32 protein-coding genes are annotated in these 25,919 nt (G+C 61.3%); 18 read left to right on the top strand and 14 right to left on the bottom strand.

Annotated features, from left to right (window positions below; genetic code table 11):
• Window positions 1-18: 18 nt before the first annotated feature.
• Complete coding sequence (locus tag ASTEX_RS03820) at window positions 19-432, bottom strand: hypothetical protein (RefSeq protein ID WP_013478292.1); 414 nt, start codon at window positions 430-432, stop codon at window positions 19-21.
• 149 nt (window positions 433-581) lie between these two features.
• The gene (locus tag ASTEX_RS03815) at window positions 582-1,601 is read right to left on the bottom strand and encodes an adenosine kinase (RefSeq protein ID WP_013478291.1); all 1,020 of its coding nucleotides are present in this window, start codon (window positions 1,599-1,601) and stop codon (window positions 582-584) included.
• Between the two features lie 64 nt (window positions 1,602-1,665).
• Here ASTEX_RS03815 and ASTEX_RS03810 point away from each other — a divergent pair, with 64 nt between their 5' ends.
• Window positions 1,666-2,535, top strand: a complete 870-nt coding sequence (locus ASTEX_RS03810) for an ATP-grasp domain-containing protein (RefSeq protein ID WP_013478290.1) — start codon at window positions 1,666-1,668, stop codon at window positions 2,533-2,535.
• Here ASTEX_RS03810 and nth read toward each other — a convergent pair.
• Both nth and ASTEX_RS03800 read right to left on the bottom strand, forming a co-directional pair.
• Entirely contained in the window at window positions 2,532-3,170 is a 639-nt protein-coding gene (gene nth, locus ASTEX_RS03805; protein ID WP_013478289.1) for an endonuclease III, read from the bottom strand. The two genes, ASTEX_RS03810 and nth, sit on opposite strands and share 4 nt — an antisense overlap.
• Window positions 3,163-3,501, bottom strand: a complete 339-nt coding sequence (locus tag ASTEX_RS03800) for a pyrophosphohydrolase domain-containing protein (protein ID WP_013478288.1) — start codon at window positions 3,499-3,501, stop codon at window positions 3,163-3,165. The genes nth and ASTEX_RS03800 overlap by 8 nt, the downstream gene beginning before the upstream one ends.
• Before the next feature lie 79 nt (window positions 3,502-3,580).
• Between ASTEX_RS03800 and ASTEX_RS03795 the strand changes: the two genes are divergently transcribed.
• From ASTEX_RS03795 to ASTEX_RS03780, 4 genes are read left to right on the top strand one after another with little or no spacing between them, the layout of a single operon-like run.
• The gene (locus ASTEX_RS03795) at window positions 3,581-4,051 is read left to right on the top strand and encodes a low molecular weight protein-tyrosine-phosphatase (RefSeq protein WP_013478287.1); all 471 of its coding nucleotides are present in this window, start codon (window positions 3,581-3,583) and stop codon (window positions 4,049-4,051) included.
• A 36-nt stretch (window positions 4,052-4,087) separates the two neighbouring features.
• Window positions 4,088-4,390 (top strand): DUF3144 domain-containing protein, encoded by a 303-nt coding sequence (locus tag ASTEX_RS03790; protein WP_013478286.1) that lies wholly within the window; start codon window positions 4,088-4,090, stop codon window positions 4,388-4,390.
• Window positions 4,387-4,707: a DUF3144 domain-containing protein gene (locus ASTEX_RS03785; RefSeq protein WP_013478285.1), complete on the top strand. Its 321-nt coding sequence runs from the start codon at window positions 4,387-4,389 to the stop codon at window positions 4,705-4,707. The genes ASTEX_RS03790 and ASTEX_RS03785 overlap by 4 nt, the downstream gene beginning before the upstream one ends.
• Window positions 4,704-4,991, top strand: a complete 288-nt coding sequence (locus ASTEX_RS03780) for a DUF3144 domain-containing protein (protein ID WP_013478284.1) — start codon at window positions 4,704-4,706, stop codon at window positions 4,989-4,991. The genes ASTEX_RS03785 and ASTEX_RS03780 overlap by 4 nt, the downstream gene beginning before the upstream one ends.
• Before the next feature lie 32 nt (window positions 4,992-5,023).
• Here ASTEX_RS03780 and hslU read toward each other — a convergent pair whose 3' ends face one another.
• From hslU to ASTEX_RS03755, 5 genes are read right to left on the bottom strand one after another with little or no spacing between them, the layout of a single operon-like run.
• Entirely contained in the window at window positions 5,024-6,322 is a 1,299-nt protein-coding gene (gene hslU / locus ASTEX_RS03775; protein ID WP_013478283.1) for an ATP-dependent protease ATPase subunit HslU, read from the bottom strand.
• Window positions 6,319-6,810: a GNAT family N-acetyltransferase gene (locus tag ASTEX_RS03770; RefSeq protein WP_013478282.1), complete on the bottom strand. Its 492-nt coding sequence runs from the start codon at window positions 6,808-6,810 to the stop codon at window positions 6,319-6,321. The genes hslU and ASTEX_RS03770 overlap by 4 nt, the downstream gene beginning before the upstream one ends.
• Window positions 6,810-7,316, bottom strand: a complete 507-nt coding sequence (locus tag ASTEX_RS03765) for a GNAT family N-acetyltransferase (RefSeq protein ID WP_013478281.1) — start codon at window positions 7,314-7,316, stop codon at window positions 6,810-6,812. The genes ASTEX_RS03770 and ASTEX_RS03765 overlap by 1 nt, the downstream gene beginning before the upstream one ends.
• Window positions 7,313-7,864: an ATP-dependent protease subunit HslV gene (hslV, locus tag ASTEX_RS03760; protein ID WP_013478280.1), complete on the bottom strand. Its 552-nt coding sequence runs from the start codon at window positions 7,862-7,864 to the stop codon at window positions 7,313-7,315. The genes ASTEX_RS03765 and hslV overlap by 4 nt, the downstream gene beginning before the upstream one ends.
• A 6-nt stretch (window positions 7,865-7,870) precedes the next feature.
• On the bottom strand, window positions 7,871-8,593 hold the full coding sequence (locus ASTEX_RS03755) for a YoaK family protein (RefSeq protein ID WP_245532527.1): 723 nt from the start codon (window positions 8,591-8,593) through the stop codon (window positions 7,871-7,873).
• Between the two features lie 407 nt (window positions 8,594-9,000).
• Here ASTEX_RS03755 and ASTEX_RS03750 point away from each other — a divergent pair, with 407 nt between their 5' ends.
• The 7 genes from ASTEX_RS03750 to ASTEX_RS03720 all read left to right on the top strand — a co-directional run bounded on the left by ASTEX_RS03750 (window position 9,001) and on the right by ASTEX_RS03720 (window position 13,994).
• Window positions 9,001-9,768, top strand: a complete 768-nt coding sequence (locus ASTEX_RS03750) for a HesA/MoeB/ThiF family protein (RefSeq protein ID WP_013478278.1) — start codon at window positions 9,001-9,003, stop codon at window positions 9,766-9,768.
• Window positions 9,761-10,186, top strand: a complete 426-nt coding sequence (locus ASTEX_RS03745) for an MAPEG family protein (RefSeq protein ID WP_013478277.1) — start codon at window positions 9,761-9,763, stop codon at window positions 10,184-10,186. The genes ASTEX_RS03750 and ASTEX_RS03745 overlap by 8 nt, the downstream gene beginning before the upstream one ends.
• Window positions 10,183-10,539, top strand: a complete 357-nt coding sequence (locus tag ASTEX_RS03740) for a c-type cytochrome (protein ID WP_013478276.1) — start codon at window positions 10,183-10,185, stop codon at window positions 10,537-10,539. The genes ASTEX_RS03745 and ASTEX_RS03740 overlap by 4 nt, the downstream gene beginning before the upstream one ends.
• A gap of 90 nt (window positions 10,540-10,629) precedes the next feature.
• Window positions 10,630-11,865: a dual-specificity RNA methyltransferase RlmN gene (rlmN, locus tag ASTEX_RS03735; protein ID WP_013478275.1), complete on the top strand. Its 1,236-nt coding sequence runs from the start codon at window positions 10,630-10,632 to the stop codon at window positions 11,863-11,865.
• 120 nt (window positions 11,866-11,985) lie between these two features.
• On the top strand, window positions 11,986-12,444 hold the full coding sequence (locus ASTEX_RS03730; RefSeq protein ID WP_013478274.1) for a DUF350 domain-containing protein: 459 nt from the start codon (window positions 11,986-11,988) through the stop codon (window positions 12,442-12,444).
• Between the two features lie 18 nt (window positions 12,445-12,462).
• Complete coding sequence (locus tag ASTEX_RS03725; RefSeq protein ID WP_013478273.1) at window positions 12,463-13,290, top strand: hypothetical protein; 828 nt, start codon at window positions 12,463-12,465, stop codon at window positions 13,288-13,290.
• Window positions 13,291-13,349: 59 nt separating this feature from the next.
• Complete coding sequence (locus ASTEX_RS03720) at window positions 13,350-13,994, top strand: DNA-3-methyladenine glycosylase family protein (RefSeq protein WP_013478272.1); 645 nt, start codon at window positions 13,350-13,352, stop codon at window positions 13,992-13,994.
• A 2-nt stretch (window positions 13,995-13,996) separates the two neighbouring features.
• Here the strand turns inward: ASTEX_RS03720 and ASTEX_RS03715 are convergent, their stop codons facing one another.
• Window positions 13,997-15,319, bottom strand: coding sequence for a hypothetical protein (locus tag ASTEX_RS03715; protein WP_013478271.1), 1,323 nt, complete (start codon window positions 15,317-15,319; stop codon window positions 13,997-13,999).
• A 195-nt stretch (window positions 15,320-15,514) separates the two neighbouring features.
• On the opposite strand from ASTEX_RS03715, the gene ASTEX_RS03710 reads away from it, so the two are divergent.
• Complete coding sequence (locus ASTEX_RS03710) at window positions 15,515-15,964, top strand: hemerythrin domain-containing protein (protein WP_013478270.1); 450 nt, start codon at window positions 15,515-15,517, stop codon at window positions 15,962-15,964.
• A 69-nt stretch (window positions 15,965-16,033) separates the two neighbouring features.
• Here the strand turns inward: ASTEX_RS03710 and acs are convergent, their stop codons facing one another.
• On the bottom strand, window positions 16,034-17,980 hold the full coding sequence (gene acs, locus ASTEX_RS03705; protein WP_013478269.1) for an acetate--CoA ligase: 1,947 nt from the start codon (window positions 17,978-17,980) through the stop codon (window positions 16,034-16,036).
• A gap of 166 nt (window positions 17,981-18,146) precedes the next feature.
• Between acs and ASTEX_RS03700 the strand changes: the two genes are divergently transcribed.
• Window positions 18,147-18,893: a creatininase family protein gene (locus ASTEX_RS03700; RefSeq protein WP_041658502.1), complete on the top strand. Its 747-nt coding sequence runs from the start codon at window positions 18,147-18,149 to the stop codon at window positions 18,891-18,893.
• On the opposite strand, the gene ASTEX_RS03695 is transcribed toward ASTEX_RS03700, so the two are convergent.
• From ASTEX_RS03695 to tsaD, 3 genes are read right to left on the bottom strand one after another with little or no spacing between them, the layout of a single operon-like run.
• Complete coding sequence (locus ASTEX_RS03695; RefSeq protein WP_013478267.1) at window positions 18,890-19,225, bottom strand: Rieske (2Fe-2S) protein; 336 nt, start codon at window positions 19,223-19,225, stop codon at window positions 18,890-18,892. The two genes, ASTEX_RS03700 and ASTEX_RS03695, sit on opposite strands and share 4 nt — an antisense overlap.
• The gene (locus tag ASTEX_RS03690) at window positions 19,222-20,238 is read right to left on the bottom strand and encodes an NAD(P)H-dependent glycerol-3-phosphate dehydrogenase (protein ID WP_013478266.1); all 1,017 of its coding nucleotides are present in this window, start codon (window positions 20,236-20,238) and stop codon (window positions 19,222-19,224) included. The genes ASTEX_RS03695 and ASTEX_RS03690 overlap by 4 nt, the downstream gene beginning before the upstream one ends.
• Window positions 20,235-21,380 (bottom strand): tRNA (adenosine(37)-N6)-threonylcarbamoyltransferase complex transferase subunit TsaD, encoded by a 1,146-nt coding sequence (tsaD, locus tag ASTEX_RS03685; RefSeq protein ID WP_013478265.1) that lies wholly within the window; start codon window positions 21,378-21,380, stop codon window positions 20,235-20,237. The genes ASTEX_RS03690 and tsaD overlap by 4 nt, the downstream gene beginning before the upstream one ends.
• A 175-nt stretch (window positions 21,381-21,555) precedes the next feature.
• Between tsaD and hemC the strand changes: the two genes are divergently transcribed.
• The 4 genes from hemC to ASTEX_RS03665 all read left to right on the top strand — a co-directional run bounded on the left by hemC (window position 21,556) and on the right by ASTEX_RS03665 (window position 25,827).
• A complete protein-coding gene (gene hemC / locus ASTEX_RS03680; protein ID WP_013478264.1) occupies window positions 21,556-22,500 on the top strand; it encodes a hydroxymethylbilane synthase in 945 nt (314 codons plus the stop codon).
• A gap of 108 nt (window positions 22,501-22,608) precedes the next feature.
• Window positions 22,609-23,292, top strand: a complete 684-nt coding sequence (locus tag ASTEX_RS03675; protein ID WP_013478263.1) for a uroporphyrinogen-III synthase — start codon at window positions 22,609-22,611, stop codon at window positions 23,290-23,292.
• Window positions 23,293-23,308: 16 nt separating this feature from the next.
• Window positions 23,309-24,283 (top strand): COG4223 family protein, encoded by a 975-nt coding sequence (locus tag ASTEX_RS19195; RefSeq protein ID WP_013478262.1) that lies wholly within the window; start codon window positions 23,309-23,311, stop codon window positions 24,281-24,283.
• Window positions 24,280-25,827: a heme biosynthesis protein HemY gene (locus ASTEX_RS03665; protein ID WP_013478261.1), complete on the top strand. Its 1,548-nt coding sequence runs from the start codon at window positions 24,280-24,282 to the stop codon at window positions 25,825-25,827. Before ASTEX_RS19195 ends, ASTEX_RS03665 begins: the two co-directional genes overlap by 4 nt.
• Window positions 25,828-25,919: the final 92 nt, after the last annotated feature.

Below are 25,919 nucleotides of genomic sequence, written 5' to 3'. Positions count from 1 at the left end.
TATGGTGCGCCTGATTGATTAACCTCGTGCTGAGACGCAATACTCAGCCTCCAAGCTGCTGTAAAAGTCCTCATCGGTAACGGGTATATCCGGATCGATCGCGCGCTTACGCGCTATATAGCGACGATCCAGAGCAATAGCCTTTCGGATCGAGCGACAAGCCGCCGCCATGTCACCTTTTTCTTTGTGAGACTGCGCCAGAACGAAGGTTTCGCGGGTGCGCGACTGAAGTTCAAAGGTGCCGGGAGGCGTCCTCTGCTTTTCCGCAGAGGCGCGACGGGTTAGATGGTCTTCTGGGCGATAATGGCTCGCGTTATATGGCCCCTCTAAAATCAGAGGTCTTCCGCTCGGCTCTTGGGAAAACTGAGCCAATGCTGTCCCATAAAGCAGAAAACTGCCCGCCAAAGCTAATGCCATTGTGACTGCACGCATAAGATAGGCCTCGCTGTCTTGTGTGGGAAGGCGAGTAGCACCCAGTCCTTCCCTCTACGGTAGAGACTGATCCAAGTTCACGTTTTTGTAAATGACAATTGTCACACGATAGCGTGTGCGCGTTCAGAAAATCCCGGTTCAGTGATCAATCAGATCAGGCCGTTCTGTTTCGCCAGTTCGGCGTAGCTGACCTGCGGACGCGGGCCGTAGTGGCTAATCACCTCGGCGGCGGCCAGCGCCCCCAGACGACCGCAGGTTTCCAGATGCAAGCCCTGGGTGAGGCCATACATCACCCCCGCCGCGTACTGATCACCGGCCCCGGTCGTATCGACGACCTCGGCCACCGGATAGACAGGGATGTCGTGCGACAGATCAGCTTTCAGGGCCACCGAGCCGCGCTCGGAACGAGTGACAAAGGCCAGATCGGCCTTGGATTTCAGATAGCGCGCCGCCTTGTCGAAATCCTCGGTCTGGAACAGCGACAGAAGCTCGGATTCATTGGCGAAGACGAGGTCGATATGCTGTTCGATGAAGGCCAGCAGGTCGGTGCGCCAGCGATCGACCACGAAGCTGTCCGAGAGGGTCATGGCCGTCTTACGGCCCGCCGAACGGGCGATCTCGCAGGCCTTGGCAAAAGCGGCGCGACCGGACGGCGTATCAAAAAGATAGCCTTCGAGATAGGTAATCTGCGACGCCTTGATCAGCTGCGGATCGACGTCTTCGGGCTGTACCAGAGCTGCAGCCCCCAGGAAGGTCGCCATGGTGCGCTGACCGTCTTCGGTGACATTGATCAGGCAACGCCCGGTGTGGGTCGGGTCATCGTGCAGGAAAGGCACGTCAAAATGCACGCCGCTCTTTTTCAGGTCGCGGCTGAACACCTCTCCCAGTTCGTCGTGCGCCACCTTGCCGATATAGGCCGCCTTGCCGCCAAACGAGGCGACACCGGCGATGGTATTGCCCGCCGAGCCGCCAGATTCCTGCGTCAGGTCGTCGCCATTGGCTTCCGAGCGGGCCACCATTTTGCCGTAGAGATTCAGCGCGCGGTGCTGATCAATCAGCGTCATGCCCCCCTTTGGCAGGCCTTCCGCCACGATAAATGCTTCGCTGGCCGGGGCCAGCACGTCCACAATGGCATTACCAACGGCGGTGACGTCGTACTCAGAAGACATGCGTGATTATCCGGTTGCTATTGGGCGTGTCTTTGCGCAAAAACCGCGCACGGAGCAAGCGAAAATGAAAAAGTCCCTTCTCATCCTGACACCGAACCCGGCGCACCCGTCACATCATGGCCGCTGGCCCGCCGTGCTGGATGCCTATCGCGCCGCCTTTGCGGGGTTTGAGATCGAGGCCCAGCCGTGGTCGGAGCCCCTGACACGGCCCTATGATCTGGTGCTGCCGCTGGTCGCCTGGGGCTATCACAACGCGCCCGAAGAGTTTCGGCGCGCTTTGGCCCACATCAAGGCCAAGGGCTACCGGATGCTCAACCCCGCCGAAATCTTAAGCTGGAACGTCGATAAGACCTATCTGCGTGATCTCGCCGAAGGCGGCATCCGCATCGTGCCGACCTTGTTTGCCGATACCCTGACGCCCGAAACCCTGAGCCGCGCCCGTGCGGATTTCGGACAAGACGCGCTGGTGCTCAAGCCGCGCATCTCCGCCGGCGCCAAGAAGACTCTCGTCTGGGAAGGGACCGACGTGCCCGACGGCGCGCCGGAATTGGATGCTATGATCCAGCCCTTTATGCCGGCTATCCAGTCGGAAGGCGAATGGTCGCTGATCTTCTTCGGTGGCGATTTCAGTCATGCCGTGCTCAAAACGCCCAAGCCAGGCGATTTCCGCTCACAGCCCGACTATGACGCCCACCTGCGGGCGCAGACCCCACCGGTCACCGCTGTCGAACTGGCCTATCAGGCACTTGAATATGTGGGCCAGACCCTGCTCTACGCGCGGGTCGATATGGTGCGTAATGCCGCCGGTGATTTCTGCCTCATGGAGCTGGAGCTGATCGAACCTGACCTCTATCTCAAATACGAAGAGGCCGCCCCGGCGCGCCTCAGCCACGCAGTCGAACATGCGTTAGGGATGTGCGGGCATCGGCACTAACCCACCCCGCGCTTCGGGCATAGGTCTTCGACCAGACAGGCCATGCATTTGGGGCTACGGGCCGTGCAGGTATAGCGCCCGTGCAGGATAAGCCAGTGGTGCGCCCGCGTCAGCCATTTGCGCGGGATAGAGGCCATCAGTTGCGCCTCGACCTTGTCCGGTGTGGTGGCGCTGTCATTGACCAGCCCCAACCGGTGGGAAACGCGATAGACGTGTGTATCGACCGCAATGGCCGGCTCGATATCCAGCTCATTGAGCACAACTGAGGCTGTCTTGTTGCCTACGCCCGGCAGGCTGAGCAGGTCCGTTCGATTGAGCGGCACCTGACCATCGAAACGGTTGATCAGGATACGACACATCTCCATCACATTCTTCGCCTTGTTGCGATAAAGTCCGATGGAGGAGATCATCTGCATTAGCGTCTCTTCGCCCAGATCGAGCATGGCCTGTGGCGTATCGGCCAAGGCAAACAAAGGTCCGGTTGCCTTGTTGACCGCCACATCGGTCGTCTGGGCCGACAAGGCGACGGCCACCACCAGAGTAAACGGATTCGAGAAGTTCAGTTCGGTCTTGGGGGCCGGCTTATCCGCTTCAAAGCGCTCGAACAGCTTTTTGACGGCGGCCGCACTACGCATGTGTTGCTTCCGCCGCCATCACATCCTCCCACTTGAGCCATTTTTCGGCGATGGCGGCATTGAGGTCGATACCTTCAGCACGCGCCATCAGCAGCGTCATGCAGATTAGGTCGGCCATCTCCATCGCCACCTCGTGCTTTGCCGCGGTGGCGTCGCGCCGCGAACGCCCGGTCATTGCCAGATAGGCCTGAGTGAGTTCACCCATCTCCTCCTGCATTTTCAACAGGTGCCAGTCGCCGCCTCGGTCGATGCCATAGACCCGCTCATAGCGGTCGGAAATGGCCTGAAGGCGGTCGATAAAGGGCTCAAGTTCTGGAAGGGGCGCGGTCATAGCGGTATTGTGAAATGTTTTCAGCGCCCCCGCAAGACACGCCTTGCGGGAGAAGTGATGAACGGGCTAAGCGTTTCTTATGACGTCTGTTCTGTTTGTCTGCCTGGGGAATATCTGCCGTTCGCCGCTAGCCGAGGGCTTGTTGCGTCACCATGTCGAACAAGCCGGCCTGAGCGGCCGCTTTCTTATCGACTCTGCTGGGACCGGTGGCTGGCACGCGGGCGAAGGGCCGGACCGGCGATCCGTCGCCGTCGCGGCGCGTTATGGTGTCGATATTTCCAGCCAGTGCGCGCGTCAGCTTCATCGCGAGGACTTTTACCGCTTTGATCTGATCCTTGGCCTCGACCGTGATAATGTGCGCAATATCCGTAAAATCGCTCCGGATGATACGACCGCGACCATCGGTCTTTATCTTGAGGAAGCGCTGGGGCTAATCAAGGATGTGCCCGACCCCTATTATGGCGACACGCGCGATTTCGACGCCGTCTATCGGCTGTGTGATGAGGCCTCAGCGGCGCTGCTGCGCACGTTGACAAAGCCTTCACGTTAACACCAGATAGACGGCTCGTTTTACAGGAGTAACCTTGTGGCTGAACTGACAGACCATCGCTTCAATGAACTGATGATTGAACATATTGAGCTCGCCAATGGTCACCTCAAGGAGGCCAACGCTGGGCAGGCCGGAGCTGCCTTGATGCACGCGGCGGCCCGTTTCAATGCCTTCGTGTCGTCCACGCAATTTGTCGGCGGTCGCGTCATGTTGCAAAGCAAGGACGCGCATATCGACCACTATGTGAATCTATATCGCCAGTATCTTGAGGGGCATTACGAAGAGTACGCGCAAAACTTTGCCGAATATGGTCGCCCCAATCTGGGCATACCCAAATGACCCAGCCTAAACAACTGAGTACAGAGGCATTTAACGCGCTTACTGCGGAATTTATCCACATCGCCAATGCACAGGCAAAGGCTGTGGATTCCTTCGCCATCTCCGAAGGCGCTTTTTTGCATGCCGCCGCCCGTTACAGCGCCTTCGTAACCGCTGTAGACGAACCGACCGGTGCAGACATGCTTGCCAAAAAAGAGGAGATGGTCGCAAGGATCAGCGCCCGCTTCCGCGAGTATCTCAATATCCACTACGTTGAATATGCGAAAAACTTCGACACCTATATGGCCAAAATGCCGGGCGAAAAGGACAAGGGATGACCACGCCGACCATCACCAACGAGGTCTTCCGTCAGATGGCGGCCGACCATATCGACCTGACCAACAGCCACGCGCACAAAAGTTCGATCGGCGAAGCCGGTGGGGCCCTGCTTCAGGCCGCCACGCGCTATACGGCCTTTTCCTGCGCCGCCCAGAGTGCTGACAAGACGCAGTTCCTCGCTGCACGAAAACTGAATGTCGATCAACTGACCGCGCAGTTCCGCGAACTGCTGCTCAGCCACTATGATGACTTTGGCGACAATTACGAAACCTATCTGAAATAACAGAAGCCCCGGATCGCTCCGGGGCTTTTCGTTTACAGAATATAGCGGCTGAGGTCGGCGTCACCTGCCACCTCGCCCAGACGTTCGCGCACATAGTCGGCGGTGATGGTCACGGTCTGCCCCGTCTGATCGGCGGCCGTGAAGCTCAGCTCCTCCATCACCCGTTCGATAATGGTGTGCAGACGGCGCGCGCCGATGTTTTCGACCTTGGCATTGACCTGTGCGGCGGCGGCGGCCATTTCGGCAATCGCCCCGTCTTCAAACGCCAAAGTCACCCCTTCGGTGGCCATCAGCGCCTGATTTTGTTTGATCAGATTGGCTTCGGGTTCCGACAGGATGCGGCGGAAATCGTCCTGCGTCAGGGCCTTGAGCTCGACACGGATAGGCAGACGCCCCTGAAGCTCCGGCAAGAGGTCCGACGGCTTGGCCACATGGAAGGCGCCTGAAGCGATAAATAGGATGTGGTCGGTCTTCACCGGTCCATACTTCGTCGAAACCGTCGTCCCTTCGATCAGCGGCAGCAGATCGCGCTGCACGCCCTCGCGCGACACATCGGCCCCGCCGCGCTCCTGACGCGAGGCCACCTTGTCGATCTCATCGAGGAAGACGATGCCTTCCTGTTCGGCGAGACTAAGCGCCTCACGCGACACGGCGTCCTGATCGAGCAGTTTGTCCGACTCTTCGGACAGCAAGATCGGCTGAGCTGCCGCGACCGTCAAGCGCACGGTCTTTTGCCGCCCGCCCATGGCCTTTTGCAGCATCTCCCCCAGATTGATCTGATTACCGGGCTGCCCCGGAATCTCAAAGGCTCCGATCGCGCCACCCGTATCGGCGACGGTAATTTCGACCTCCTTGTCATCCAGCTCGTTATTACGCAGGCGCTTGCGAAAGCTGTCGCGCGTGGCAGGCTGCGCCGCCGGTCCGACCAGCGCGTCCAGCAGGCGCTCCTCGGCCTGCGCCTCGGCCTTGGCGCGCACGCCCTGCCGGCTCTTGTCCTTAACCATCAGGATGGCCGCTTCGACCAGATCACGCACGATCTGATCGACGTCGCGCCCGACATAGCCGACCTCGGTGAACTTGGTCGCCTCAACCTTGATAAACGGGGCCTGAGCCAGCTTGGCCAGACGACGCGCGATCTCGGTCTTACCTACGCCCGTCGGCCCGATCATCAGGATGTTCTTCGGCGTGATCTCGTCGCGGATCGCCGCATCGGTCTGCTTGCGCCGCCAGCGGTTGCGCAGCGCTACAGCCACGGCCTTCTTGGCATCGGCATGGCCGATGATATGACGATCAAGTTCGGAGACGATTTCACGCGGTGAAAAGGTGGTCATTTGGCTTTGCATTCCATTAGCAGGCTGGGCCCCCATTCCGGGCTGATCACTTCCCCATATGGGGCGAAACCCGCCTTTTGGTAAGCCCGGATGGCGCGGGTATTGTCCGGGTGCGGATCGGTAGCGATGCAGCTAGCCCCTTCGGCAAACAGTTGGACGACGCGCTGACGGATGAAGGCGGTGCCGTGGCCGATACCGACCATGTCCGCCTCGCCGATAATCTGGTCGATGCCGCGCGTCCCCAAGGGGCGGTCGAAGAAGTGATGGTCGGGATAGAGATGCGGATTATAGTCCTGCATATAGGCAAAAGGCCGGTCATGCAGACTTACGATCCACGTATTGAAGTCCGGTTCTTGCAGTATATCGGCGTCGATAGGCTCCGATGGCCCCCCCGTACCGTCAATCCACCATTGCGCCACATGCGGGCGGGCGATCCAGTCATTGACCAGAGCGATGTCGGCCTCGGTCAGTCGGCGAAACCCGTACATCAGGCGTTCAGTTCCGGCGTGCGCTGCATCAGGACCATGCGGCCGCAGGGCGTCGGACCAACGGGGACGAAGCCCGCCTTTTCGCTGGCGCGACGGGCGGCGGCGTTAGTCGTTTGGGGGGCAACCCGCACGCACAGCGCGCCCTTCTTGAACATGCCATTGCTGAGTTGGGTCAGAACCTGCGAGCCGATACCCTCCCCCAGTAGGGCCGCATCGCCGATAAACAGGTCGATCAGAAAAGTGCCCTTCATCGACTCCGCATGGCAAGGCGTGCCCAGTTCGTGATCGGGATGACACTCAAAGCACTGGCTATAGCCCGCCGGCCGCCCGTTCCAGCTAAAGATCCACGCCGTGGCATTGGCCGCGCCGATATAAGCCAAGGCGTCTTCGACAGCGTCCTCAGCGGTCTGGCCGTCATTGACCCACCACTGGCGCACGTGCGGTGAGGACATCCACAACAACAGAAGCCCGGCATCGTTATCAGTCAGGGGACGAAAGGCGATCACGCTTCGAGCTTTTCCAGAGTGACGCTGTGATTGGTATAGACGCAAATATCCCCGGCGATCTGCATGGCCTTGCGCGCGATGATTTCGGCGTCAGGCTCGTACTCCAGAAGCGCGCGCGCCGCCGAAAGGGCATAGGTGCCGCCCGATCCGATGGCCGCCACCCCGTCCTCGGGTTCCAGAACGTCGCCGACGCCGGTAATCGTCAGGATGTGGTTTTTGTCGCCCACCAACAGCATGGCTTCGAGCCGGCGCAGATAGCGATCGGTACGCCAGTCCTTGGCCAGATCGACGCACGCCCGGGCCAGCTGGTCTGGATAAAGTTCCAGCTTCGCCTCTAGCCGCTCCAGCAGGGTAAAGGCATCGGCGGTCGCGCCGGCAAAGCCTACGATCACCTTGCCACCTGCCAAAGTCCTGACCTTCTTCGCGCCGCCTTTGACGATGGTGGGGCCCATCGACACCTGACCGTCACCGGCAATGACTGTCTTGCCATTTTTGCGCACGGCGACGATGGTCGTCCCGTGCCAGTTGGGGAAGTTTTTATCCGTCATGACCGTCTAATTGGCGGTTTCCGTGGGGCCTTTCAAGCCCCGTCGGCGTTTTTGCCGGGACAAGTCATCCAGCATGGGCACAAGGGCGATCAGACCGAGCCCCAACGACAGGGGCAACACCGTCACAAAGCCCATATGGCTGAAGCCAAACGCTCCGGTAAGCCCGCCCGCCGCAAAGGCTCCCAGGAGAGACACAAGTAACCGCGCCTTCTTTGGATGAAATCGCGCCTCCGCGTGGGTGGCGCGGCCGAATAGGAAGCGACCGGCTTCGATCCCGAGGTCGGTGATGATCCCCGTCATGTGGGTAGTGCGGATTTCCGCGTGCGACAGCTTGGTCATCAGGCTGTTCTGCAAGCCCATCAAGTAGCACAAAAGCCCGATGGTCAGGGGCAGGCTGAGGTCAATATCCCCGACCAGACCCGCAGCCAGTAGACCAAACAGCAGCAGCAACACCGCCTCAAGCCCCAGCGTCAGGGCAAATTCCGAATGCAACCGCTTTAGCCGTGCCCAGTTGACCAGCAAGCTTGAGGTCACCGCCCCCAAAAAGAAAAACATCACATAGGTGAGCGCTAAAACGGCCGGGCCCAATTTCCCCAGCACCATATCGTCAGCAAACGAGGCCACCATGCCCGACATGTGCGAGGTATAGACCCCGACAGCCAGAAAGCCCCCGGCGTTGACCGCACCGGCGACAAAGGCCAGAGTCACCCCCAGCCGGGCATCACCCATTTCTGAGCGCCGTTTGCCGCTGATCTGTCTGAGGGTCCGCCGCATTAAGACTGTTTTCCTAAACCAAAAATTTACAGCGTGGCTTTGAGACCGCCCAAACGAAACAAGCCTTCGGCTGCGGTACCGGTTTAACTTTTGCGCCCTGCCTCCTCCCCATATTCTGAGGAGGCGCCGAGTTTACGAAGCGGCAGGGTTATTTACTGGGGGTTAAACCCCGCCGTCAGCTTCCCTTCGCTCCGCTCGCTGCCTCCTCCCCACAGGTGGGGGGAGAAGCCGCGTTAGATTTTGAATTGTCACCAGAGCCCAATGCCCTTTCAAACGGGAGGAATTATAGGCCGCCGCCCGTTAACGGTAAACGAACAGATGAGGGCTGGCGGGGTCGCGCGACGCCCTTTATATCTGCGGACATGTCCCTGCCCCATCTCCCCCCTGAACTCAGTGACGACGATCTTGACCGCTACGCCCGGCACATCGTGCTGAAAGAGGTTGGCGGTATGGGGCAACGCCGTCTGAAAGGCGCGAAAGTGCTGATTATCGGCCTCGGAGGCATAGGGGCCCCAGCGGCTCTTTATCTGGCCGCAGCGGGCATCGGCACGCTGGGCCTGCTCGACAACGACTCGGTCAGTTTGTCCAACCTCCAAAGACAGGTTCTTTACAGTACCGGCGATGTCGGGGCGCTTAAAGCCGACGTGGCGCAGGCGCGTCTTTCGGCGCTCAACCCACACGCTACGCTGAACCTGCATCCGGTGCGCTTGACGCCCGACACGGCGGCGGAGATCATCCGCGGCTACGACATCGTCCTGGATGGCTGCGACAATTTCGAGACGCGGCATCTGGTCAACCGCACCTGTATGGCCCAGGGCAAGACGCTGGTCTCCGGCGCGCTAGGGCGGTTCAGCGGTCAGGTGGCGGTGTACAAAGGGGCGCCCTGCTATCAATGTCTTGTGCCGGAGATTCCGCCGGACGCAGAAACCTGTGAACGCGTCGGCATTGTCGGCGCTCTGGCCGGGATTATCGGCTCGATGGGCGCGCTGGAAGTGATCAAGCTGATCACCGGCGCGGGCAACCCGTTGATCGGCAAACTGCTGATTTTCGACGGCCTGTCGATGACTTCGCGCGTTATTGCCCTGCCGTCGGAGCCGGATTGCCGAATCTGTGGAGGTGGCCGTGTTTGAACTGACTACCGACCAACAGTTTCTGCTGCCGTTTCTAGGCCATTTTGCGCTTGTGGCCGCGCTCTATACCTGGCTGACCTGGGAGCGCCAGACGGCCCTGCGCAAGGGCGAGATCAAACCTGCCGCTTTCGTCAACGCCAATGCCGACCCGGAGCGCTCAAAGCGGGTAGCGCGCAACCTGTCCAATCAGTTCGAACTTCCGGTCTTCGCCCTGTTTGCCGCCGCCATCATTTATCAGTCGGGCCGCATTGAAGCGATCGACATCGCCGCCGCCTGGCTGTTCCTGATCGGGCGGCTCATCCATACGGGTGTGCAAACCCTGACGATGAATGTCCCATGGCGCGGGCTGGTCTTCCTGATCAACTTCATCGCCGTGGTCGTCCTGATGGGACGCGTGGCGCAGGGGGTGTTTTTATGAAAGCTGCGCTGATCCTTACGGGTCTGTTGTCCGCCTCCGGCGTACAGGCGCAAACCGTATCCGGCGAAGACCTGTTTGAGCGCTATTGCGCCAGTTGTCACGAAGTGACGGCGGCCAACGGTCAGGGGCCGTCGTTGAAAGGCCTGATCGGTCGCAAGGTGGCCAGCGTGGCGGGCTTTGCCTACTCCAAGGCCCTCAAGTCCGCCGGGGCTACGGGCCTGCGCTGGGACGCGGTGCATCTCGACCAGTTCCTGAGTGACCCGTCAAAGCTCTATCCCGGCACCTATATGCCGCAGTCGGTGTCCAAACCCGAAAACCGCGCCGCGATTATTGCGTATTTGAAGAGGCCGTAGATTTGATGCGCGGAATTAGACATTCCCCACGTTTTCCTGTATAGGCCCGCACTCGCTCCCCGCATCTGTGCCTTTTCTGAGAGTCCACCCGTGGCCTATACGCTCGACCTGTCCGCTAAACCCGCCACAAGTGCCAAGGTAAACATTACCGGGCTGACGCGCGATGGCCTGATCGCTGCGCTGAAAGAGTCTGGCGTGGTCGAAGAGCGAAAGGCGAAGATGCGCGCCCAGCAGATTTGGCGCTGGGTGCACCATTACGGCTTCACCGATTTCGACAAGATGACCGATATCGGCAAGGATCAACGCGGGCCGCTGTCCGAAAAGTTCACCCTCGCCCGCCCCGAAGTGGTCGAGCGTCAGGTGTCAAAAGACGGCACGCGCAAGTGGCTGATCCGCATGGCGCCAGGTATCGAGGTCGAAACGGTCTATATCCCGGATGTGGGTCGTTCAGGCGCCTTGTGCGTGTCGTCTCAGGTCGGCTGCACGCTCAACTGTTCATTCTGCCATACGGGCACGCAACGACTGGTGCGTAACCTGACCGCTGCCGAAATCGTGGCACAGGTGCAGGTGGCGCGCGATGATCTGGGAGAATGGCCTTCGCCCAAGGAAGACCGCCGCCTGTCCAATATCGTCTTCATGGGTATGGGCGAGCCGCTTTACAATCTCGACAATGTCGCCGACGCCATCGATATCATTTCGGACAATGAAGGCATCGCCATTTCGCGCCGCCGCATCACGGTCTCGACCTCCGGTGTGGTGCCGGAGTTGGACGCGTTGGGAAAACGCACGGCGGCGATGCTCGCTATTTCGCTGCACGCCACCAATGATGAGCTGCGCGACGTGCTGGTGCCGATCAACAAGAAGTACCCGTTGAAGGATCTGATGGCGGCCATCCGCGCCTATCCGGACCTGTCGAACGCGCGACGCGTCACTTTTGAATATGTCATGTTGAAGGGCGTCAACGACTCCCCGGCGGAAGCGCGCGAACTGATCAAGCTGATCAAGGGCATCCCGGCCAAGATCAACCTGATCCCGTTCAACCCCTGGCCGGGCACCGACTATCAGTGCTCTGACTGGCGCACCATCGAAGCCTTTGCGGCCATCCTGAACAAGGCCGGCTATGCCTCGCCCATCCGCACGCCGCGCGGCCGCGACATTCTGGCCGCCTGCGGTCAGTTGAAGTCCGAGAGCGAGAAGGTCCGCGCCAGCGCGCTGCGCAAGGCGCAGGTTGAGGGGCTGGCCACTGATGAAAGCGAAACGCCTCAAAATGAGACGGACGGGATCGAAACGGAACTGCCTTACGGCCATCTGGCCTCTGGCATGTAAGCGGGGACCGGTGACCCCATAAATAACTGTCACATTTTTCGGCCTTGATCTTGCAAGACCCCCGATACAATACTGGCCATCCGCACGGGACGGCGGGCGTAATCGGGGCTTTTGATCGGCATGATACCGGATTTCCTCAATCTCGACTTTCTGGTGCCGGACGTGCTGCGTCCGGAGGTTCAGGCCTTCGCCGCCGGTTTTCCGGTCACCTTGCTACACGCTGGGGCGACCCTTCTGATGCTGTTCATCGGGGCCTTCGTCTATTCGATCCTGACGCCCTATAAGGAAATCCAGCAGATCCGCGATGGCAACTCCGCCGCTGCGGTGGCCTATGGCGGCGTGATCATCGGTCTGGCCGTGCCGCTGGCCGCCTCGATGTCGGCGTCGACCTCGGTGCGCGAAATCCTCATATGGGGCGGGGCGACCGTTATCCTCCAACTGTTCGTCTTCCGTCTGGTGGACTTCCTGCTGGCCGGTCTGCCGCAACGCATCGACGAGGGCGAAGTGTCGGCTGCCGTGCTACTGGTGGCGGGCAAGCTTGCCGTCGCCCTGATCCTCGCCGCGGCCGTCGCTGGTTAATCTGAAAGGGGTTTTGAGATGGGCCTCATCCCCGACTGGCTGCTCTACGGTTCGGCGGTGGCGCTGATGGTCATCGTGCCCGGCCGCTGGGCCGACAAATCCCTGTCACCGCCGGCGCCGCCGCCGCCGCCGCCCGGTGAAGCGGCCTTGTTTGCCACCTACTCCCCCTTTTCGACCAACGAGATCATCAGCCTGCCGATCATGAACGATATTGATTATCGCGGCACGGCTTTCTCCGTATCAAAATCCGGTGAGTGGGTGCTGGCCCGCGAAAGCATCCGAAACTGCCGCTACCCCTTCCTCAATCTGGGTGGCAATCTGGGGGTGCGTATCCGCGTGCAGTATAAGCGCAGCCTCGACAACTACGTGCTGGCCGTTACCGAAAGCGGGGCGCGCCCCCTGCCCTTTGTCGATCCCAAAACCATCAAGCCAGGGATGCGCGGCTTCATGCCGGGCTTTCCGCAAGATCTGGCCGGTGAAGCGACCGGCCGTCTGATCGGCGAAACCAAGCTCAAGACCGGCAAGCGCTTCGAGGCCCCTGAAACGGTGCTGGCCTGGGCCGAAGCCGGGCATACGGCCAACCTGACGGGCAGCCTGAACAAGCTGCTGGGTGGACCCACCCTTGATGCCCAGTCTCAGGTGATCGGCATCACGCTGAAGACCAAGCCGCGCCGCGGGCGTCTCTACTCCTCGACCCCGGCGACGCTGGCCAAGATCGGTAACACGCCGTCTCGCAGCTATGATTTCGAGCATGAAGACCTGCTGACGCGCCGCAATTACGGCGTTGTCTCCGACACCCTGCGCCGGGAGTATCGCGTGGCGCAGGTCGGCTGTATCCAAAGCTAAGGATTTGACCGCAATATTCGGGACGTGACGCGCGCGGGCATCCGTGTAAGTCTACGCGCATGATCCCCGGTGACCTTGTCCCCCTCGAACGCGCGCATATGACCGCCCTGGCCGAAGCCGACCCGGCGCTGGCCCCGCTGTTTGCGGCTGTGGGCGACCTCAACTTTCGCCACCGGGCCGATGGCTTTGAAGGCCTGCTGCGCCTAATCGTCGAGCAGCAATTGTCGGTCAGGGCCGCCGACGCCATCTGGCAGAAGCTGCGCGGCGGGCTGTCAGAGATGAGCCCGGCCCATCTGCTGACCCTGTCAGATGAGACCCTGCGCGGCCACGGCCTGTCGCGGCCCAAAGTTAGATATGCCCGCATCCTCGCTGAAGCCGTCCATGCCCGCGCGCTCGACTTTGCCCATGTGCGCAGCCTTGAGGCCGAAGACGCCATCGAGCACCTGACGGCGCTTAAAGGCATAGGACGCTGGACGGCCGAGGTCTATCTGATGTTCTGCGAGGGCCGCCTCGACATCTTCCCGACCGGCGACATCGCTTTACGCGAAGCCTTGGGCTGGCTCGACGGCCTCGATGCCCGCCCGGACGAAGTCTATTGTCGCGAGCGGGCTCTTTGCTGGGCACCCCACCGATCGGTGGTATCGCACGCCCTGTGGGGCTGGTACGGCGCGGTCAAACGTGGAGAGCTTGGGCGAACGCTGTAGGCTTACTGGCGATTATAAATGCGCAGTATCACCGGCTGATCCGTATTACGGGCATTGAGTTCGGTCCACACCACGGCAAAGCCATTCGGTCCAGACCCCAGAGTCACGCCATCAGGTGACGCGGCGGTGGTGATCTCAAACTCCGTGAAAAGCTTAGTCCCATCATCGGACACCAATTGACCGGTCAGACCCGAGTTATAGGCATAAACCACCGCATAGCCGCCAGTGCTCAATCCGGTCGCACCGTAATAGCTGGCGCTTAACGCCGCATTGGCATTTATTGTCGCCGCTGTCCCGTAGACAGTTCCCGCACCACTATAGGCCTGAGCGCGCAGGCTCTGAACCGTCGTCCGCTGCGACCAGATCGCCGCAAACCGCCCGGTGTTCAGACTGACCACCGCAGGAAGCATAGCTTCAAGACCGCCGTTCAAAACAATTGGGTTTCCCGATGCCGCACCCGCGGCAGTGTAAAGCTGAACTTTACCCTGCATCAGACCCTGCGCACTATTGGCTTCCTCATACGACAAAGCAAACGTCCCATCCGTCAGACCGATAAGAGTATAGGCGGGGACATTGCCGCCAATGGATCCAGTCGAAAAGCCCTTCAGCGTCAGTTCAGAGCCCACGGTGGCACCGGTCGCTGTGAATATCTGCGCCCGGACCTCATCTGCGGTGGTCACTTGAGTATTACTGATGGCCCGCTCACGGAAGGCCACCATAAAACCTGTTCCGGCCGACACCAGTTGTACCCGTGTATCCGTTCCAACCGTCGCTGCAGAAAGCGCGCGGGTGTTCACACGCAATTCGCTGCCTTGCTTGGCGCCAGTGGCATCGAAGATCTGAGCCCGGACAACCGGTGCGGCTGCGCCACGATCGGACCAGGCGACCACAAAGCCGCCACTGCTTAGGGCCAGAAGTGTGGGCTTCTCCTGATCGCCAGCCGTCGTAGAATTGGCTGTGAGTTCCGTCGTCAGCGTGGCACCCGTGTTCGAAATCACGCGGTACAAGATAGCCGAGCCTGACGTGTCCGGGCTTCCGGCGACCACAGTGCGCTCGGTCCACGCTACGGCATAACCGCCACCCGAAAGACCCGTCACAGCCGTTTCGGTTCTGAAAACCCCGCTGCGTGTGCTGACGGTTAGCGGGCTTGAAGCCACATAGCTGCTTTGCGACGCCGATGATGACGAGGATGATCCCCCGCCCGTACCACCGCCGGAGGAGGAACCGCCGCCGCCTCCTCCTCCACCGCAGCCATAGACCATCAGCGCCGCCAGAGGCGCGACAATCAGCACAAGCGGGCGCAGAATTTTCGAAGACATGGTCATGGTATCCCCCCTAAACAATTGCTATTTTTGGTACAGGCCGGGCCGTCTGATGTCAAATTGGTCGGCACGATGACACCGCCAACTGCGACGAGACTTACCCCCGGCTTACACCCTGTCAGAGGTGTGCCATATCGCTCTTACGCAAGGCGGGTGCATGCTCAGGCTTCAACCTGAAATAAGACTGGAGCCCGAGGAATGGATATCTATAATTACATCAAAAAAGACCACCGCAAGGTCGAGGACCTGATGGAGCAGGTGGTCATCGCCGCAGATGGCGCGACGCGTCTGCGCCTATTCAACGAGATCAAAAACGAGCTGACAATCCACGCCAAGAGCGAGGAAGAGACCTTCTATAAGGCCGTACTAGACGCCACGCGCTCAAAGGCCGTCGAGCACAAGATGGAACATGCCAATGAGGAGCATGATGAGATCGAAGCCTTCCTTCAGAAGGTGTCCGGCCTGTCGGCTGACAGCGATCAGTGGCTGCTGCATTTTGGTGAACTGAAACACGCCGTCATGCACCACGTCGAAGAGGAAGAGGGCGAAATCTTCGAAAAGGCCAAGACCTATCTCAGTGCCGATCAGGCCCGCAAGCTGGCAAAGGAGATGGGCGCGCTGAAAAAGGAGATGATGGCGGGAGCGTAAAGGTCCAACTTTCCATCATACAAAACCACCTCCTCTGACATCAGAGGAGGTGGTTTATTTGTGAAAGGCTTAAAGCCCAGCGCCCTTGACCAGATCGGCCACCACCGATGGATCGGCCAACGTCGAAATATCACCAAGGTTTGAAACGTCGCGTTCGGCGATCTTGCGCAGGATACGGCGCATGATCTTGCCTGAGCGCGTCTTAGGCAGGCCCGGTGCCCACTGAATGATGTCCGGTGAGGCGATGGGGCCGATTTCGCGACGCACCCAGTTGCGCAGTTCGGTCTTCAGCGCTTCGGTCGGTTCGACGCCCTTTGTCAGGGTGACGTAGCAATAGATGCCCTGCCCCTTGATGTCGTGGGGGAAGCCGACCACGGCGGCTTCGGCAACGCTGTGGTGCGCCACCAGCGCGCTTTCGACCTCAGCCGTTCCCAGACGGTGGCCGGAGACGTTCAGGACGTCATCAACCCGGCCGGTGATCCAGTAATAGCCGTCTTCATCGCGGCGCGCGCCATCGCCAGTGAAGTACTTGCCAGGATAAGTCGAGAAGTAGGTTTCGATAAAACGCTGATGATCGCCAAAGACCGAGCGCATCTGACCCGGCCAAGAGTCGCAGATACACAGATTGCCTTCGGTCGCCCCGCTAAGTTCCTTGCCCTCATTATCGACCAGACAAGCCTCAATCCCCGGCAGGGGGTGGGTGGCCGAACCGGGCTTGAGCGCCGTGGCGCCCGGCACCGGGGTAATCAGGTGCCCGCCGGTTTCAGTCTGCCACCAGGTATCGACAATGGGGCAGCTTTCGTTGCCAACCACGCGGTGATACCACAGCCAGGCTTCGGGATTGATCGGCTCACCCACAGAGCCCAGCAGGCGCAGCGACTTGCGCGAGGTCTTAAGCACCGGTGCGTCGCCTTCGCGCATCAGCGCGCGGATGGCCGTTGGCGCGGTGTAGAAGGTCGTCACCTGATGCTTGTCGATCACCTCCCAGAAGCGCGACACGGTGGGGTAGTTGGGTACGCCTTCAAAGATCAACGAGGTGGCCCCATTCGCCAACGGACCATAGACTACGTAGGAATGGCCCGTCACCCAGCCCACATCGGCGGTGCACCAATAGACATCGCCTTCGTGCCAGTCGAAAACGGTTTTAAACGTATAGGCGGCCCAAGCGAGGTAGCCGCCCGTCGTGTGCAGCACGCCCTTGGGCTTGCCCGTGGAACCGGACGTGTAGAGGATGAAAAGAGGATCTTCGGCGTTCATCGGCTCTGGCGGGCAGTCGGCGCTTAAACCTTCCAGTTCCGGATCGACGCACAGATCGCGCCCGTCATGGCTCAGCGAACAGCCATTGCCGGTGACGAAGACGCGCTTCACACCGGGGCATTGCAGCAGGGCGAGGTCGGTATTGGCTTTGAGCGGCACCGACTTACCACCGCGACGGCCTTCGATGGTCGTGACCACGTATTCCGACTGACAGTCATTGATACGCCCGGCCAGGCTGTCGGGCGAGAAGCCTCCGAACACCACCGAATGCACCGCCCCGATACGCGCGCAGGCCAGCATGAAATAGGCCGCTTCTGGTACCATGGGCATATAGATAGTGACGCGGTCGCCTTTTTTGACGCCATACTTTTTAAGCAGGTTCGCGCGCTTGCCCACCGCTTCGGCCAGTTGGCCATAGGTGACTGTGTAAGAATCGTTCGGCTCATCGCCTTCGAAGATAAAGGCCACCGTATCGGCCTTGTGCGGCAGGTGGCGGTCGATGCAGTTGGCCGCGACGTTGAGTTGACCGTCGTGATACCAGCGGATGCGGAAGTCTTCGCGATTGAAGGACACATCCTTGACCTGCGTGAAGGGCTTGATCCAGTCGAGCGCTTCGCCCAGTTGACGCCAGTGGGCCCACGGGTCGGACTTAACCAGATCACGCTGCGCCTGAAGCGCGGCCGCCGTCACGCTGTGAGCGCGCGGATAGGTCGCCGGCACGGGAAAGAGAGTCGGATTGTTCAGCGTATCAACCGTCATGGCGTCCTCACACATATTCTTGCTTATCTTGCCGTAGAAATAAGACTGATCCACGGCCCTGTCGAGCTAGCCAACCACAATTTGCACAGCGGGGAAACTTGGCAATAGGTCGTATATTGGTTATGCACTGTGGAGCATTTTTGTGACCATTTTTGAAGGACTAGCTGTGCACCTCGCCTTTTCCACGTGGCCGGAAATCGAAGCCCGTCTGAAGACCTCAAAAACGGTGATCATTCCTATCGGTTCCAATGAACAGCACGGCCCGATGGGGCTTTTAGGGACCGACTGGCTGTGCCCGGAAATCATCGCCCATGCCGCAGAAAAGCAAGGCGATATTCTCGTCGCGCCGACCTTCAATATCGGCATGGCGCAGCACCATCTAGGCTTTGCGGGAACCATTTCCTTACGCCCTTCGACCTTTATGGCGGCGATCGAAGACTGGGTGAAGTCGCTGGCGCGGCATGGCTTTGAGCGCATCTATTTCCTCAATGGCCACGGCGGCAATGTCGCCTCGATCGAAGCGGCCTTTTCGGAAATCTATAGCCAATGGTCATGGAAAGGCACGCGCTGTCCCTTCGCACTGAAACTGTCCAACTGGTGGGATTTGCCGGGTATCTCGCCTTTGTGCGCCCGCCTCTTCCCCAAGGGCCACGGCAGCCACGCCACGCCGTCGGAAATCGCCCTAACCTGGGCCGCCTATCCGGATGCCGTGCGCGACCTGACGATGGACCCGCCGATTGCGCCCACCGGCCCGATCCGCGACGCGCTCGATTACCGCGCGCGCTTCCCTGACGGCCGCATTGGCGCAGACTCATCACTGGCCACGCGAGCGCTGGGGCAGCAAATTCTGGAGGCGGCGGTTCCGGCCCTTCTGAAAGATATTGCGAAATTCGAGGCTGAGGAACGGCCTTAAACCGTCACCACCTCATCGCCCCGGCGTTCGACCGGCCACGACGCAAGATGCTCTCCGGCGCAAGGACCGCCGATGCACAGGCCGCTGTCTTTTAAAAACGACGCGCCGTGCCAGCGGCAGAGGATCACATCCTGCTCGCGCGTCTGATAATCGCTTTCCTCCTGATCGCCCCCCAGAGGCATCCCGTTGTGCGGACAGGCATCGACATAGCCGCGCGGCACATAGTCATCGAGGATCACGAACCCCTCAAACCCGTCCTGACGATAGAGGACGGTGCCGGTTACCTGAAGCTCAGCCCAGGTACAGATGATGGTGCCGGGAAGCGGTCTCACCGTTCCGTCTTCAGCGGGCGCGACATCAGATCGCCGATGGCCTTATCTACGCTGGCTTCACCCGACAGGATGGTCGCCACCATGTTGCAAATCGGCAGATCGACACCCAGTTTTTCGCCCAGATGCTTGACGGCCGGGGCCGATTCGACCCCTTCGGCGACCGAAATCTTACCTTCAAGCGCCTGAGCCAGCGTTTGTCCGCCCCCAAGCGCCAGGCCGACGCTCATATTGCGCGATTGCGGCGAGGAGCACGACAGGACCAGATCACCCATACCGCACAGGCCACTCAGCGTCTCGGCCTTCGCGCCCAGCGCCACGGCCAGACGCGTCATTTCTGCAAAACCGCGCGTGATCAGGGCGGCGTGCGCCGAGCGCCCCAGCCCCTTGCCTTCGGAAATACCACAGGCAATGGCCAGCACGTTTTTCAGAGCCCCGCCCGCCTCAGCCCCGATCATGTCGTCGATCAGATAGGGGCGGAAGGTCTGCGTCGCCAAAGTCGTCGAAATCTGCGCTCCCAGCGCCGCGTCCTTGCACGCCAGCGTCACGGCGGTGGGCAAACCGCGCGCCACCTCGGCGGCGAAGGACGGGCCCGACAGGACCGCGGCGCGCGCCTGCGGAAGGGTCTCGGTGAGGACCTCATTCATCAGGCAGTCCGTGCCGCGTTCAACCCCCTTGGCGCAAAGGACGATGGGCAGGCCGTCGCGCACATGCGGCGCAAAGGCCTTCAGTGAGGCGCGCATATGCTGCGCCGGCGGAACGGCCAGAATAAGGTCACAGTCCCCCAGATCGGCCAGATCGGCGGTCGCCTTCACCTGCGCCAGCAGCTCACGGCCCGGCAGATAGAGGTGATTGAGGTGCTGAGCATTGATCGAATCGGCCACTTCCGGCTCACGGCACTGGATCAACACCTCGCGCCCGGCCCGCGCGGCGACCTGCGCCAGCGCCGTACCCCATGCCCCTGCCCCGATGATACCGACCTTGTCAAAGGCTTTGGCGTGCACGAATTGGGTCAAGCCTTAGCTCCCTTGCGTCCCGAATATTTATGTATGGGTGCACTGAGCGCACGGCGCTCGTCAAGGGGCCAGCGTGGCCGCGCCAGCGCCGACAGTCCGTCTTGCACCTGTTTGTCCCCATCATAATCGGCCGCCGCCTGCATCAGCGCAAAGCGTTCCAGCCCGGCCAGCGCAATCATGGCCGCATTGTCGGTACAGTAGGCCAGAGGCGGGGCGACAAAGTCAAACCCCTCTTTTTCGGACAATGCCGACAACTCAGCCCGCACGGTCTTATTGGCCGCCACGCCACCCGCCACGACAAAGGCCGGGCGGGTTACTTCCGTTCTGGCAGCGTTTTCAGCCTTGAAAGCGCGCATGGCGCGAGCCGAACGTTCGACCAGTTGCCGCGCAATCGCCGCCTGCACCGAGGCACACAGATCCGCGCGGTCTTGCGGTGTCTTCACCTGCTCCATGGCGATCTTGGCGGCGGCGGTTTTCAGGCCCGAATAGGAAAAATCGCAGTCTTTACGCCCCAAAAGCGCGCGTGGCAGGGTAAAGCGCGTGGCATCGCCCTTCGCCGCCTCAGCCTCCAGCGCCGGGCCGCCGGGATAGCCCAGCCCCAAAGTCTTGGCGATCTTGTCGAAGGCCTCACCCGCGGCATCGTCAATCGTGGTGCCCAGACGCTCATAATCACCGACACCGCGCACGTGCAGCAACTGACAATGGCCACCGGAGACCAGCAGCAGGAGGAAGGGAAACGGCACAGTGTGCGTCAGGCGCACGGACAGGGCGTGACCTTCGAGGTGATTGACCCCGATCAGCGGCAGACCGCGCGACAGGGCAAAGCCCTTGGCGAAGCTTAAGCCCACCATCACCCCGCCGATCAGGCCCGGTCCAGCGGTAGCGGCCACCGCGTCGATATCGTCCACCCCAACGCCCTGTTCGGCGGCCTGCGAAAGCGCCAGACGCGCCAGATCGTCGATGGTTTCGACGTGGCTGCGCGCCGCGATTTCCGGCACAACCCCGCCATAGACGGCGTGCTTGACCACTTGAGAATGGATGACCGAAGACAGGACTTCAATCGCGCCGTCATCACCGCGTCGCACCACGGCGACAGCGGTTTCGTCACAGCTCGATTCGACACCCAGAACGCAAAGAGACATTACCAATCCTTATCCCCCGCAGCCTTGCGGAGAGAGGCGTTACCTGAAAAGGCCAAATGGCCGCAGGTCAAGGGGCTTGCAAGCCGCAGGGCGAAATTTTAGGAAGAAGCAAACATAGACTACGCTCTGTCTTAGCCCCCTCTCCCTCAAGGCAGATGGGATATTCGGAAAGATAATGACCCCACTTCTGAAAATCGGTACGCGCGGTTCGCGGCTTGCCACCACACAATGCGGCTGGGTTCAGCGTCAGATCGTCACCGCGCTCGGTCACGACCCAGCCCTGTCGCACGAAGTTGCGCCGCTAGTCATCATCACCACGCAGGGCGACCGCATTCAGGATCGCCGCCTGATCGAAGCCGGCGGCAAGCAGTTGTTCACCAAGGAGATCGAGGACGCGCTTCTGAGCGGTGAGGTCGATGTCGCCGTCCATTCGCTGAAGGACATGCCCGCCGAAGATATTCCCGGCCTTAGCCTGTGCGCTTTTCCGGTCCGCGAAGACCCGCGCGATGCCTTCGTTTCCCTCAAATACCGCAGCCTCGAAGACCTGCCGCAAGGCGCTAAGCTCGGCACCGCCTCGCTGCGGCGTCAGGCGCAAGCCCTGGCTGTGCGGCCGGACCTTGAGGTCGTTATGCTGCGCGGTAATGTCGATACGCGCCTGTCGAAGCTGGAGGCCGGGCATTGCGACGCCATGCTGCTGGCGGCGGCGGGCCTGAAACGCATGGGGCTTGAGGCGCATATCAAGTCCTATATCGACCCCGACCTCTTCCCCTGCGCCCCCGGTCAGGGCGCGCTGGCCATTCAATGCCGCACCAACGACCTCGATCAGGAGTGGATCAAGCGGCTGCACCATGTCGAAACCCACCTGCAAATTTCGGCCGAACGCGGCGCACTGGTGGCGCTCGAAGCCTCATGCCGCACGGCCGTTGGGGCCTACGCGAAGATAGAAGGCGACGCCCTCACCCTGTTTGTTGAGGCCCTGACCGCCGATGGCCGCACGCGCTGGCAAAGGCGCGAAACGATCATCGCCCCTACATTGGAAACGGCCCATGCCCTGGGCCTAGGTCTGGGGCAATCCATCCGTGATGAGGCTGGCGACCGCTTGATCCAATACACAGGCTAATTTTTTAGCATTCCGCGGTTAGTAAAAAGGCACGGTCATAAAAAGCGCCCGACCGGGCGCCGGCGCCCCTTCGCCGCCCCCGTGGAGGCCGAACGCAGTGAGGTAGCCGTGAGCAAATTGATATGGATTACCCGAACGGAGCCGCAGGCCAGCGTCACGGCGCAGGCGCTGCGGGCGCGGGGCTTTGATGTGGTTAATGACCCGCTACTCGAAGTGGAATACTGCAGCCCTGACATCGATGTGGCGCGTTTTCCCCATATCGTCGCCACCTCGATCAATGGCCTGAAAGCCTTTACGCGCCAGTACGCAACGCGGCATCAGACGGTGTGGACTGTCGGCGACGCCACCGCCCGCGAAGCGCGTGAGGCTGGGTTCGTCACCGTGCATAGTGCCGGTGGCGATGTCGAAGACCTGATCCGACTGCTGAAGTCCGAGGCCCCGCAAGGCCCACTCCTCTACCCGCAGCCCGAAACCCCGGCGCGCGACCTGAGTATGGCACTATCGGGTTTCGACCTGCATCCGGTCCTCTTTTATCGCACCGTGGAGCGCGACGCCCGCGACGCCCGAGCGCAGAGGGCGGCTATTACCCATATCCTGCTATATTCGCCGCGCGGCGCGCAGGCCTGCGCGCCCTATCTGGCGGGTATGTCAGCGCGCGTCCTCTGCATCTCTGAGGCCACCGCCCAACGGTTGCGCGAACACCTCAATTTCACTGGAAATTTACCCTCTGCGGGCCTAAACATAGAGGTAGTGGCCTCTCCGGATGAAGAGGCCCTGTTCGCCAGGCTCTAAAACCCCACGGACCGCCATGACCGACGACTTCGCCCCGAACCCGATCCCCGCTGCGGCGGAGCCGGAAAAGACCCGTTGGGGGCGCGGCCCGCTGATCATTGCCTTCGCCTTTCCCATCGTCTTTGTGCTGCTGGCACTGGGAGTGTTGGGCTTTGCGGTTTATAAGGAGCACCTGAGCGCCCCGCAAAAGACCGTGGCTGACTATTTCGATGCGGCGGCGGTGGCCAAGGACAGCGAAAAAGACTCCGAAATCGCCCGCCTGACCGCCGAACTAAACGCCCTGCGTGTACGTCAGGCGCAGGCCTCCGTCGAAGCCCCGCAAGCGCCCACCTATGCCGACCCGACGGCCCTCAACCGCCTGTCCGAGCGCCTCGATCGCCTTGAGGCCAATCAGCGCCTGCTGATTCAGGCCGCCGCTGCGGCTACCTCTGCCTCGGGCCTGCAACAGGCGGCTAAGGGGTCACAGCCCTTTCTGTCCGAACTGGCCGACGTTGAGAAGAGCCTGACCGACACGGTGATGGTCGCGCCGCTGCGGCCTCTGGCGCAAAAGGGCGTGCCCAGCGAAATCGCGTTGGCGCTCAGCTTCCCGGCTTACGCCGCTAAAGCCCGCACCGCCGCCAGCGCCAAGACGGACGACAGCTTCCTGACCCGCCTGACAAATGCACTCAGCGGCCTGATCAGTATACGCCGCATCGATGGCGCGGCGCGCGGCCCGGATGCCCTGCTGCTTCAGGCGCAGGGCCGTCTGGATCAGGGCGACCTCAACGGGGCGCTGACGGTCCTCTCCACCCTGCCCCCCGCCTCGCAAGCCGCCCTCAAGCCGTGGATGACCGATGCGCGCAACCGCGTGCTGGTTGATACCACCACACGCCGGATCACGGTCGAGGCCTTGAGCCGCCTCAGTCAGGCCAATTACAGCACGGCCAATGGCGCCGACGCCACGGCGGACATTGGGGCCGGTATGGCGCCTCAGCCGGAGAATGGCCTGTGATCCGAACGCTTCTGATTCTCCTCAGCATCATTACCCTGATCGCCGTGGCCTTTGCCGCCGCCGGCGACCCCGGCACGGCCACCCTGATCTGGCTCGGCTACCGGATCGACACCCCGGCCGCCGCTGCTGTCATCGTCATCGGCCTGCTGGCCTTTGCAGCCGTGTGCTTCTGGAACCTCGTATTGTGGATGTCGCGCGCGCCACAGCGCGCCGAACGCCAACGGGCCAACGCGCGCCGCCGTCAGGGCGAAGAGACCCTCACGCGCGGATTTATCGCCGTCGTGTCCGGCGATGGGGCCGAAGCGCGCCGTCAGGCGATCAAGGCTGTGGACTTGCATGACAATGTGGCACTGGTGCGCATCCTCAACGCGCTGGCCGCCGAGACCGCCCATGACCCGGTTGCCACACGAGCCGCCTGGACGGCCATGCTCAGCGTGCCGGAACTGAAACTCGCGGGCCTGCGCGGCCTTATGGCCCTCGCGATTTCCGAAGGCGACCGCACCGAGGCCATCCGTTTGGCCGCCGAAGGCTATAACCAGCCCAAGCCCGCCATGTGGGCCTTCAAGACCCTGTTCGAAGCCCGCTCGACCGCCGGCGAATGGGCCGAAGCGCTCGATCTGGTCGAAGGGGCGCTGAACCGCAAGCTGGTCTCGCCGCTGTTTGCCGAACGCGCGCGCGCCGCCCTGATGGCCGCTTCGGCCGCCCGTCTGGAAGGCGCCGCCGAAGGACAAATTCGCGAACAGGCGCTCGATTACGCCGTGCGCGCCGCCAAGCTCCAACCCATGTTCGCCCCCGGTGCCGTCATCGCCGCGCGGCTGCTGGCCGCGCATAACAAGCTGGGCCGCGCGGAAGACGTGCTGGAGGCCGCCTATGCCGCTCAGCCGCACCCGGCCATCTGGCTCGCCTATCGCGACCTGGTGAATGATGAGACGCCAAAGGACCGCGCCCGCCGCCTGCAAGGGCTGATCGATCGCAACCCACAACACCGCGAAAGCCGTCTGCTGGAGGTCGAACGCTCCGTTTTAAGTGGTGTGCGCGCCGATATTGAGCGCGCCACCGCGGCGCTTGAGGACGAACTAACGGAAGAGCGACTGACGCGCCGCCTTTGCGGCCTGATGGCCAAGGCGGCCCTGGCCTTGCAGGACGTAGATGGCGCGCGAGGCTGGGTCGCCAAAGCCTCACTTGCCAAGGCCGAGCCCGACTGGTCCGACCTTGACCCAGAAGGAAAGGCCTTTGCCTATACACCGTCCGACTGGACAACGCTGGTCCTGACCTATGCCGAAACCGGGGCTTTGGCTCACCCGCGCCATGAACGCGCCGAAAAGGGCCTCCCAGACGTCCCCGACATGCCGACGCGCTACGTACCGTCTATGCCCTTCGTTAAAGCGGCGCAGAAAAAGTCAGGCCCCGCCCCCCTACCCGACAATCTGGCCCTCAGCCCGGACGGATATGACGCCGCCATTGCCGGACACGACCTCGATGAGGCCGAAGTCGCCCCTCCTGCCCCTAAACCCCGCGCCCGCAAGACAAAACCCACAAAATAATTGCCGATGTGAGCCCTTTGGGGCCTTGCCAAACCGCTATGGGAACCTGTAAACAGCGCTCTCCTAACCGGGGCAGGCGATTATGCGCTTGC

The sequence above is a fragment of the Asticcacaulis excentricus CB 48 genome, from assembly GCF_000175215.2.
Lineage (GTDB): Bacteria > Pseudomonadota > Alphaproteobacteria > Caulobacterales > Caulobacteraceae > Asticcacaulis > Asticcacaulis excentricus.
This window is presented reverse-complemented; position numbering and strand designations above follow the sequence as displayed.